Raw genomic sequence first — 9,999 nt, 5'->3', positions numbered from 1 at the left:
GGCCACGCGAATTGGGATAAAGGGGCATGCCCCTTTATCCCAATTCCTTAATTCCAGTTTCATTTTACAATTGAGGCTTGATAAAAAATTTCTGTTTTATGATAATAATAATTTACTGATATTTTTTATTATGATAAAATACTCTGTTGTAAAGGAGGCAGTATAATGCATAAATTATTAGAACCATATGCAGCCCTTGTCCCATTCCTGGGTGTTGCGTTAGGGGATAATGTTGAAATAGCTTTACACGATCTCACATCTCCTGAACAGGAAGTTGTTGCTATTGCAAATGGTGAGATTTCTGGCAGAGAAGTTGGTGCTAAGCTTTCAAATTTATCTGTTCATTATTTAGAAACAAAACAGTATGAAAAAAGTGACTATGTCATGAACTACAAAACAGCAGGACCTGATGGTAAACTGTTAAAATCTGCAACATACTGGATCAAGGAACCAGGAAATGTTTACCCTGTTGGTATGCTTTGTATTAACGTTAACGTCACAGATTTTGAATATATTGAAACTGCGATGAGAAGAATTCTTGGCATTAAAGATAATACAAATGTAGAATTCAAATATGATAGCCCAATCGAAATCTTATCTTCTCCACTTGATGAGATGGTAGAAAAATACATCAATGAATGTATGCAGAATATGGGAGTTCCATCTTATGTTCATGCAGAAAGATTAAAAGTAGAAGAAAAGATCAGAGTTGTTAAATACTTACAGGACAAAGGAACATTTAAAGTAAAAGGTGCAATTGCCCTAGTTGCAGATAAGTTAGATGTTTCTGAACCAACAATTTATCGTTATTTAAAGAAAGCATAGGAGGAAAAACATGGATTTAGTTTACGTAAGTGGTCATAAGAATCCAGATACAGATTCAATTTGTGCGGCCATCAGTTATTCATATTTATTAAATGCAACTCATAAGTACGGACAGGCAGTACCAGTAAGACTTGGTGAAGTAAGCCGTGAAACTGAGTATGTATTAAAGAGATTTAATGCACATACACCACAGTTATTAAAGTCAGTTAAACAGAAAGTAGAAGATCTTGATTATGATCAGGTAACTCTATTCTCTAAAGAATTAACTTTAAGAACTGCTTGGTCATTAATGTGCCAGATGAACTTAAAGAGTGCTCCAGTATTAGATGATCATTCTCATCTTTTAGGTTTATTATCTTCTACAAACATTATTGAAGGTTACATGGAAGATTGGGATAAAGATATCTTAAAGAATGCACATACTCCAATTGAAAACGTCGTAGATACATTAGATGCTAAGATCGTTTATTTAAACCCTGAATTACGTACTATTAAGGGTAGTCTTCATATCACAGGTATGAACTCTCAGGAAGTTATTGATCATGTTAATGAACATGATGTTGTCATCACTGGTGGTGACAGAACTGAAGGTATTCGTGAAATGTTGAAGAAGAAGGTTGATTTAATCATCCTTACTAACTCATTACACTTAGAAGAATCAGTTCTTGAAGAATGTAAGAATGCAGGTGTCAGTGTAGTGACTACTGCTTTCACTACATTCAAGACTTCTCAGCAGATCATTCAGGCAGTACCTGTTGAATATGTGATGCAGAAGGGTGATTTAACATGCTTCTCTACAGATGATACTGTAGATTACTTAAAGGAAGTAATGAGTGAAACAAGATATCATTCATATCCTGTTATCGACTTAAATGATCAGGTAGTAGGTACTATCTCTCGTTTCCAGGTTATTACTGGTGATCATAAGAAGATGATTCTTGTTGACCATAACGAAAGAGGACAGGCTGTAGAAGGTATTGAAGAAGCAGAAATCTTAGAAGTAGTAGATCACCACAGAGTGGCTGATTTCCAGACTGTAGGTCCATTACAGTTCAGAGCTGAACCACTTGGCTGTACTTGTACAATTATTGCGAAAATGTATAAGGAACAGGGTGTAGAAATTCCTAAGAATGTAGCTGGTTTAATGTTAGGAGCTATTGTTTCTGATACATTACTATTCAGATCTCCAACTTGCACAAAGACTGATAAAGAAATTGCGTTAGAATTAGCTGAAATTGCAGGTGTAGATGCTGAAGAATTTGGTCTTGCAATGTTTAAGGCTGGTACTTCATTAGTAGGTAAATCAATTGAAGAAATCTATAACCAGGATTACAAAGCATTCAATATTGGTGATGCAAAAGTTGGTATTGCTCAGGTTAATACTATGGATATCGATGGATTTGCACCACTTAAGGCTGAAATGCTTGAATATATGGAAAATCTATGTGTTGAAAATGGATTTGATACAGCAGTTCTATTATTAACTGATGTCATCAATGCAACAAGTGAAGTATTTGTTGCAGGCAGCCATCCTGAATATGTAGAAAATGCCTTCAATGTACAGTTAGTTGAACATGAAACGAACTTACCAGGTGTTATCTCTCGTAAGAAGCAGGTTGTTCCCGCTATCACACGTGCAATCAACGCTTAATAAATTTAGCTATTTGTTGAGAACTCAACGAATAGCTTTTTTATTTATTTGAAAATGTTAATAAATTAAAACAATAAGAATAATTTATTATTGCATACTTAATTGAAACGGTTACTTAAAACAATATTTCACTATTTTATCGTAAATATCAACATAATCTTATCTAATTTTGTATTTTGTACATATAAAAGTATGGTACATTTGCAGAAAATTTGGTATAATTATTGAGGCATAAAAAGATTGTTTTTATTTTAAAACAAAAATATTTAAGGAGGAGAGTATGGAAAACTCAAAAATGAAATGGTATACCCTGGCTTTCATGGCATTTTCTACTGTTTGGGGTTTTGGTAACGTACTTAACGGTTTCGTTTACTTCAACGGTATCCAGGTTATATTCAGCTGGATTTTAATGTTCGCACTATACTTCGTACCATATGCCCTTATGGTTGGTGAACTTGGTTCAGCATTTAAAAATGCCGGTGGGGGTGTCAGCTCATGGATCATGGAAACAATGGGTCCTAAACTTGCATACTATGCAGGGTTCACTTATTGGGCTTGTCACATCACTTATATCGCAAGTAAAGGTACTGGTGGATTAAAGGCTCTTAGCTGGGTAATCTTCAGAAACAATACAGTTTATGATAGCTTACCAACTATCTATGTTCAGCTTGCTACACTTGCTGTATTCTTATTATTCTGCTATATCGCAAGCCGTGGATTAAACCCACTAAAGAAACTTGCTACATTAGCAGGAACTTCAATGTTTGTTATGTCAATCCTTTATATCTTAATGATGTTCGCAGCACCAGCTATCAACCCTAATGGTGGCTATGTACATATGGACTTTAGTTTTAAAAACATCGTGCCACAGTTCAATGTACAGTACTTCACATCATTATCTATCTTAGTATTCGCAGTTGGTGGATGTGAAAAGATTTCACCATATGTAAACAAGGTAGAAAACCCTGAAAAGGGATTCCCTAAAGGTATGATTGCACTTGCTATCATGGTTTGTGTATGTGCTATCTTAGGTACATTCGCAATGGGTATGATGTTCGATCCTAAGATGATCAATGCTTCTGAACAGGCATTCGAAAGCTATGTTGCTAACGGTGCTTATTGGTCATTCCAGAAATTAGGTCAATACTATCATATGGGTGATACATTACTAGTTATCTACGCATTATGTAACATGGTTGGTCAGTTCTCTACTTTAGTATTAAGTATTGATGCTCCACTTAGAATGTTATTAGACAACGAAGAAACTAGAGATTATATCCCATCTGCTTTATTTAAGAAGAATAAGTATGGTGCATATATTAACGGTATTAAGTTAGTTGTTGTACTTTCTGGTTCAATCATCTTAATCCAGTCATTCGTTCCTGGTGCAGCTTCTGTATTAAAACAGTTAAATAAGCTTAACTCAGTATGTATGCCAATGCGTTACTTATGGGTATTTGCTGCTTATGTTGCTTTACGTCAGGCTATGGACAAGTTCCCAGCAGAATATCGTTTCGTTAAGAATCAGGCTGTTGCTAAGTTCTTCGGTATCTGGTGCTTTATCGTAACTGGTGCTTGCTGTGTATTTGGTATGTATGACAAAGATCCATTCACATTCGCATTAAACGTAATTGCCCCTGTAGTTCTTTGTGCTTTAGGATTAATCATGCCTAAACTTGCAGAAAAAGAACGCCGTGAAGGAAAAAGATAAATGATATAAAATATCCTTTTGGCAGGGCCAGAAGGATATTTTTATATAAATTAAGGAGATAATAAAAATGTTTAAGGAAACTTCAAAAGAATTATTAAATTTCTTATCAAAAAGTCCTACTGCTTTCCATGCAGTAGAAAACTATCGTCAGATCTTAAATGCTGATGGATTTAAAGAATTATTAGAAAGTGAACATTGGGATATCGTACCAGGTGGTAAGTATTATGTAACAAGAAATAATACAAGTATCTTAGCTTTCAAAGTAGGTACAAAGTTAGACAACTACAGTTTCAATATTGTGACTTCACACACTGATTCACCAACTTTCAAGGTTAAAGAAAATGCTGAAATCGAAGTGAAGAATAAGTATACTCAGTTAAATACTGAAGGATACGGAGGAATGTTATGTGCTACTTGGTTAGATCGTCCTCTATCAATTGCTGGTCGTGTATTAGTATCTGAAGGTAACAGCATCGTTACTAAGTTATTAAACATTGATCGTGATTTATTAATGATTCCTAACGTAGCTATTCATATGAACCGTGCGGCTAATGATGGATTCAAGTATAACTTACAGGTAGATATGCTTCCATTATTAAGTGGTGGTGATGATCGTCAGAAAGACTTCAAACAGATTATTGCGGATGAATTAGGTGTAAAGAAAGAAGACATCTTAGGACATGACTTATATCTTTATAACCGTATGGCTCCATCTATCTGGGGTGCTAATGAAGAATTCATTTCTGCAGGTCACTTAGATGACTTACAGTGTGGCTTCGCTTCATTAAAGGCATTACTTGCTGGTTATAACGATGAATCTATCGATATCATGGCTTGCTTCGATAACGAAGAAGTAGGTTCAGGAACTAAGCAGGGTGCTGATTCTACATTATTAAGAGATACATTAATTCGTATCAACAATGCTTTAGGTAAGACTGAAGAAGATTACCATCGTGCACTTGCATCAAGCTTTATGCTTTCTGCAGATAATGCACATGCTGTACATCCAAATCATCCAGAACATACTGATGTAACTAACTGCACTTATATGAACGAAGGCGTTGTTGTTAAGTCACATGCTGGTCAGAAATATACAAGTGATGGCGTATCAATGGCAGTTGTAAAGTCTCTTGCATCTGGCGCAGATGTACCTCTACAGTATTTCGCTAACCGTTCAGATAAGGCTGGAGGAAGTACTTTAGGTAATATCGCTATGGCTCAGGCTTCTATGAATGCTGTAGATATCGGTTTACCTCAGCTTGCAATGCATTCATCATATGAAACTGCTGGGATCAAGGATACTTACTATGCAATCGCATTAATGAAGGCATTATTTGATTCACATATTCAGGAAACATCTACTCATAGCTTAGAAATTAAACGCTAATGAAGTTTCAACAAGATAGAGAAAAGCTCATGGTTTCTATGATGGTAGGAACCATGACTTCCTATATTGCTCTTATGTTTGTCAAAGAGCTGATTAATCAGAAGTATTTAATCAATTTCTATATCGATAGTTTAGTTGCTGTTGTTGCGCTTGTTCTGGCATTCCTGCAGATCAAGATGCAGTATAAGATATATAAAGAGAGAAAGATTTCTTCTAAATCACTCAATATTACATTATTAAGCATTCTTTTTGCATTGATATTAAACGTTTTATTCCCTAAAGGAATTGATTTCTCATTCCTAGTATTAGTCATTGGAATGATTGCTTCAAATCGTTTGTGCAGTAAAGAATGGCCAAAGTGAACTACTCCGACTTAATATTTTATTAAGTCGGGTTTTTTTAGATGCTTACGCATCCGTTTAAGAAGATTGATATTTAAGTCTCCACCTATTGCTAGGCAATCCTTATTCTTATTGCGTGTCCACTTCGCCTCTACTGTATAGGATGTTTACATCCACAACTCTACTTTTACGCAGGATATTTAATGCACCATTTACATCTGCATTCAGAACTTGTCCACTCGCTGTTCTATACTGTCCACGATGTATTCTCTTTCCACTGAAATAGTATTCTTCAGTATCATCACTCTTATAGACCGGTATTACATCCTTATCCCAGAAGCTTGCCTTTGAAGTGTAGGATTCTTCTTGCATGACAAGTATGATGTCATTCAATTCACAGAGATACTTAAGCTTATCTATTAGCTCCATAAGGAATATTGATAAATATCTGACTATTTCTTTTACCTATATTGGAACCTTTTTGAAATGTTTCATTATAGCCCACAACAAGAGTTCCGATATCATGATCGATACAGTAATCAATCACCCTGCGTGCAGCCTTGTTCATATAGTCATTGATTTTATTGTTGTGTTTGCATGCTATTGTCTTCTGTCTGTTGGTTGTCTTCCTGCCATAATGTTGCTTATCCTTGATGGACTGTAATCTTGCATTTTCCTTATTGAACCACTGGTTGATGGACTTCAGTCTTCTTCCATCAATGATGAATGTTTCACCTTTACTTGATACTCCAGTGACGAGATTATTGATACCAAGATCTAATGCCAGTGCATTTGTTGTATTGAGATTCCTTTGAATGCATTCAGCTTCATAGATATACTGTATTTCAAAGAACCTGGCATCTGCCTTTGGTATGATACGTATTTCCTTCACTTTCTTATCAAGAAGTATAGGTGGGATAGTAATCTCAACAGCCTTATGTGTCTTTTTGAAGCTGTTTGAATATGGAAGTATGAGCTTATACCCTTTAAGTCTTACAAATCCAATGACGAGTGTAGTATATCCATCCTTGGGAAGATAGCGTGGAAGTCTGCAATCCTTAAGTGCATGCTTTCCCTGCTTTGCCTTTTTAAGAAGATCAAAGAATGATTTAAATGAACCATCTACCTCCTTCAGTATCTGCTGTGCCATATTGGAATTAAGCGTTCTATAGTTATCAGAAGACTTCAAAAGAGCATAGTTCTTTTCATAGCTAAGATACTTGCCTTCTGCAAAGTAGTTCTGTCTGATGTTATAGATTGCCTGATTAGTAAGATTCTTTGCAATATGACATAATTCCTTGATGGAACGATAGTCTTCCTTGGACAGATGCTTTACCTGCTGCTTGACTGTAAGATACATATATTTAGCCTCCTTTCTACAGATTTAGGAAAAAAAGCTTCCCATATATTTTATACTCTCACTATTCCAAAATTTCTCAAACAAATTCATCATCGGCATTCATTACCCACCTATGTTTTATATTGAGATGGGGGTTTCTGCCGTTTCTTTAGATAAATTTGTTTTCTCGTAAATCCTTTAATTTAGAATTAACCTTTTATGGCTATCTTTATTACAGAAAGATGTTATAATGAAATAGGAAGAGAACATTAGCACCTGCCGATTCTCTTCAACTGCCTCATGCCAGTGACCTGAACGCTGGCTTTTTTTGTTAGAAAGGGTGATTATGATGAAAAGATTAGCACATAGAGGGTATAGTGATTTATTTCCAGAGAACACAATGTCTGCTTTTGAACAAGCAGTCAATTCTTCATTTGAAGGGATAGAAACAGATGTACAGATGACAAAAGATGGCGAACTTCTGTTACTACATGATGATAAGATCAATCGTACAAGTAATGGTAAAGGTGTTTTAAGAAATATGACATTTAAAGAAGCACGTCAATATAATTATAATAATAAGATGGATATCACAGAACAGATTCCTACGCTTGATTCTCTCTTGACATTGCTTGATTCTACCGATAAATTATTGAATATAGAAATCAAGGATACTGTATCTAGTGGTCTTGAAGAAAAATTAAGAGATGTGATTATGAAGCATCATATGACAGATCGTATTTATTTTTCTTCTACAAGTCTAGAAAGATTATTAAATATGCGTGCTTTAATGCCTGATTCTTATTATGCTTTAATCGTACTAAGAGGTTATAAGAAGTGTAAACAGCAGGTGATTGATCATCATTTAGATGGTATTCATAGTCGTTATTCTTATTTGACACATGAAGAAATAGTAGATTTAAAAAGTAGACATATTAAAATAGGTGCCTGGACAATTAAAGAAAAAGAACAGTATGACTTCTTTAAGAAAGAAGATATTGATTTTATATTTGCGAATGGATTATTTGAAGAGGATAAATAATGAGATTAGATAAATTTTTAAAGTTATCACGTATTATTAAGAGAAGAACATTATCTAAAGAAATAAGTGAGGCATCACGTGTTAAAGTAAATGGTAAAGTTGCTAAACCTGCCACTAAAGTGAAAATTGGTGATGAAATAGAAGTCAGCTTTGGACGTACTATCTTAACAGTGAAAGTATTGATGCTTAAAGACCATGTATTAAAGGATGAAGCATCTTCTCTTTATGAAATTATTAAAGAAGAAAAAGTAGAAGAAGAAACTATTTACTAAGAGCCTTTTGTAAGGTTCTTTTTTTAATGGCAGAATAATGGTATAATTCGATTAGTTAAGGAGTTGACTCGAATGGCTAAAAAGAAAAGAAAAATGGGTAATATATATGGAATTGTCTTTCTTATAATTTCTGTATTTCTTATTTATACTTTATATGCAAAAGTACAGCATATTAAGACTGAAGAGGCCACTTATCAGAAACTTGTTGTACAAAAGAATGAATTAAAGAAAGAAAAGGCAAAACTCGCAAAAGAAGTAGATAGTTTAAATGATAGTGATTATGTAGTACGTTATGCGCGTAGTCATTATATATTTTCTAAAAATGGTGAAGAAGTGATTATTCTACCGGAAAATAAATAAGCATGTGCTTATTTGTTTTTGTAAGGAGATAGTATGTTTCAAAAGATTTATAATAAATGTAGAGATAAAAATATAATTGTTTATCTTCCTGACGATTATTATCAAAGTGAAGAAAGATATCCTGTACTTTATATGAATGATGGTCAGAATGCCTTTTTTGATGATCAGGCTTATATTGGTGTCAGCTGGGGTATAGAAGATTATTTAAAGAAAAGTGGTTTAAAGGTTATTGTAGTAGCTATTCCCTGCGTCTTTAGTGAATATGGTCGTGCAAGTGAATATGGTCCCTGGGATGTTGACAGTGGTGTCTTAATGCGTGATGAGTCTCATGAGCTCATTAAAGGAACTGGAGAAGAGTATTGTGAATGGTTGATTCATGATCTAAAACCATATATAGATGGCCGTTATCGTACATTAAAAGATGATACGGCTATGGTAGGGAGCTCTTCTGGTGGAGTAATCACTGCTTATGCCTGTATGAAGCATCCAGATGTATTTCATAAGGGTGCTGCATTTTCAACTGCCTATTGGCTCTATCAAAAGGAATTTATTGATTTAGTGAAGACAAGTGACCTAAGTGGAATTGAACGTTTTTATTTTGATGTAGGTGGGAAAGAAGGTTATGATGATGACTCTTTGAGTCAGGATTATTTATGGTCTAATAATGAAATAGAATATTTAATAAGACAAAAAGGAATTGACTATATGTATCGTGTCTTTGAACATGATGTGCATAGTGAAACCTGCTGGAGAAATAGAGTACCAGTCTTTATGTCTTATTTATATGGAGGAGGAAAATATAAGTAACTAAATATATTGAATATTGTGATTAAATGTGTTCAAACTCACTCAAAGGAGAGCATTAGAATGAACACATCAAATATCACGAATTTTAAACAAACGGATTTTATTGACTTTTAGGCGTATCTGTTAAGATATTATAACGGTGAGATAGAGAAGGAACTTTGAAGGCAAACCGACCCCAAACTTATAGGCATTATTATACTTATAATCATCATTTACTAGATCAAGTTGCATTTTTAAGATATTTTTGTAATGCGAAAGAACTAT

11 protein-coding genes are annotated in these 9,999 nt (G+C 34.4%); 9 read left to right on the top strand and 2 right to left on the bottom strand.

What is annotated here, in order from left to right; translation table 11 throughout:
• Positions 1–165 precede the first annotated feature (165 nt).
• From ABUA27_RS01700 to ABUA27_RS01680, 5 genes are all read left to right on the top strand, one after another.
• Positions 166–825, top strand: a complete 660-nt coding sequence (locus tag ABUA27_RS01700; protein WP_129982116.1) for a helix-turn-helix transcriptional regulator — start codon at positions 166–168, stop codon at positions 823–825.
• Between the two features lie 10 nt (positions 826–835).
• Positions 836–2,476, top strand: a complete 1,641-nt coding sequence (locus ABUA27_RS01695) for a putative manganese-dependent inorganic diphosphatase (protein WP_349820089.1) — start codon at positions 836–838, stop codon at positions 2,474–2,476.
• A gap of 280 nt (positions 2,477–2,756) precedes the next feature.
• The gene (locus ABUA27_RS01690) at positions 2,757–4,187 is read left to right on the top strand and encodes an amino acid permease (protein ID WP_287846694.1); all 1,431 of its coding nucleotides are present in this window, start codon (positions 2,757–2,759) and stop codon (positions 4,185–4,187) included.
• Positions 4,188–4,254: 67 nt separating this feature from the next.
• Positions 4,255–5,574: a M18 family aminopeptidase gene (locus ABUA27_RS01685; protein ID WP_287846695.1), complete on the top strand. Its 1,320-nt coding sequence runs from the start codon at positions 4,255–4,257 to the stop codon at positions 5,572–5,574.
• A complete protein-coding gene (locus ABUA27_RS01680) occupies positions 5,574–5,936 on the top strand; it encodes a hypothetical protein (RefSeq protein WP_129982112.1) in 363 nt (120 codons plus the stop codon). The genes ABUA27_RS01685 and ABUA27_RS01680 overlap by 1 nt, the downstream gene beginning before the upstream one ends.
• A 108-nt stretch (positions 5,937–6,044) precedes the next feature.
• Here ABUA27_RS01680 and ABUA27_RS01675 read toward each other — a convergent pair whose 3' ends face one another.
• Together ABUA27_RS01675 and ABUA27_RS01670 are read right to left on the bottom strand one after the other, a co-directional pair.
• Positions 6,045–6,344, bottom strand: coding sequence for a zinc ribbon domain-containing protein (locus ABUA27_RS01675; protein ID WP_349820088.1), 300 nt, complete (start codon positions 6,342–6,344; stop codon positions 6,045–6,047).
• Complete coding sequence (locus ABUA27_RS01670) at positions 6,328–7,275, bottom strand: RNA-guided endonuclease InsQ/TnpB family protein (protein ID WP_349820087.1); 948 nt, start codon at positions 7,273–7,275, stop codon at positions 6,328–6,330. The genes ABUA27_RS01675 and ABUA27_RS01670 overlap by 17 nt, the downstream gene beginning before the upstream one ends.
• A gap of 328 nt (positions 7,276–7,603) precedes the next feature.
• Between ABUA27_RS01670 and ABUA27_RS01665 the strand changes: the two genes are divergently transcribed.
• The 4 genes from ABUA27_RS01665 (at position 7,604) to ABUA27_RS01650 (ending at position 9,735) form a co-directional block, all read left to right on the top strand.
• The gene (locus ABUA27_RS01665; RefSeq protein WP_349820086.1) at positions 7,604–8,296 is read left to right on the top strand and encodes a glycerophosphodiester phosphodiesterase family protein; all 693 of its coding nucleotides are present in this window, start codon (positions 7,604–7,606) and stop codon (positions 8,294–8,296) included.
• Positions 8,296–8,568, top strand: a complete 273-nt coding sequence (locus tag ABUA27_RS01660; protein WP_006505749.1) for an RNA-binding S4 domain-containing protein — start codon at positions 8,296–8,298, stop codon at positions 8,566–8,568. Before ABUA27_RS01665 ends, ABUA27_RS01660 begins: the two co-directional genes overlap by 1 nt.
• Positions 8,569–8,640: 72 nt before the next feature.
• Complete coding sequence (locus ABUA27_RS01655) at positions 8,641–8,928, top strand: septum formation initiator family protein (protein ID WP_129982293.1); 288 nt, start codon at positions 8,641–8,643, stop codon at positions 8,926–8,928.
• 33 nt (positions 8,929–8,961) lie between these two features.
• A complete protein-coding gene (locus tag ABUA27_RS01650) occupies positions 8,962–9,735 on the top strand; it encodes an alpha/beta hydrolase (RefSeq protein WP_349820085.1) in 774 nt (257 codons plus the stop codon).
• Positions 9,736–9,999: the final 264 nt, after the last annotated feature.

The organism is Catenibacterium sp. RTP21428st1_D7_RTP21428_210409 (assembly GCF_040227455.1).
In the GTDB taxonomy this organism is placed as follows: domain Bacteria; phylum Bacillota_I; class Bacilli_A; order Erysipelotrichales; family Coprobacillaceae; genus Catenibacterium; species Catenibacterium mitsuoka_A.
Note: the sequence above shows the minus strand (reverse complement) of the source record. Positions and strands in the feature narration are given on the sequence as shown.

Excerpts from the sequence above, each read along its gene's own strand:
- ABUA27_RS01700 (WP_129982116.1), top strand. The coding sequence starts at position 166 with ATGCATAAATTATTAGAACCATATGCAGCCCTTGTCCCATTCCTGGGT.
- ABUA27_RS01695 (WP_349820089.1), top strand. The coding sequence starts at position 836 with ATGGATTTAGTTTACGTAAGTGGTCATAAGAATCCAGATACAGATTCA.
- ABUA27_RS01690 (WP_287846694.1), top strand. The coding sequence starts at position 2,757 with ATGGAAAACTCAAAAATGAAATGGTATACCCTGGCTTTCATGGCATTT.
- ABUA27_RS01685 (WP_287846695.1), top strand. The coding sequence starts at position 4,255 with ATGTTTAAGGAAACTTCAAAAGAATTATTAAATTTCTTATCAAAAAGT.
- ABUA27_RS01680 (WP_129982112.1), top strand. The coding sequence starts at position 5,574 with ATGAAGTTTCAACAAGATAGAGAAAAGCTCATGGTTTCTATGATGGTA.
- ABUA27_RS01675 (WP_349820088.1), bottom strand. The coding sequence starts at position 6,344 with ATGGAGCTAATAGATAAGCTTAAGTATCTCTGTGAATTGAATGACATC.
- ABUA27_RS01670 (WP_349820087.1), bottom strand. The coding sequence starts at position 7,275 with ATGTATCTTACAGTCAAGCAGCAGGTAAAGCATCTGTCCAAGGAAGAC.
- ABUA27_RS01665 (WP_349820086.1), top strand. The coding sequence starts at position 7,604 with ATGAAAAGATTAGCACATAGAGGGTATAGTGATTTATTTCCAGAGAAC.
- ABUA27_RS01660 (WP_006505749.1), top strand. The coding sequence starts at position 8,296 with ATGAGATTAGATAAATTTTTAAAGTTATCACGTATTATTAAGAGAAGA.
- ABUA27_RS01655 (WP_129982293.1), top strand. The coding sequence starts at position 8,641 with ATGGCTAAAAAGAAAAGAAAAATGGGTAATATATATGGAATTGTCTTT.
- ABUA27_RS01650 (WP_349820085.1), top strand. The coding sequence starts at position 8,962 with ATGTTTCAAAAGATTTATAATAAATGTAGAGATAAAAATATAATTGTT.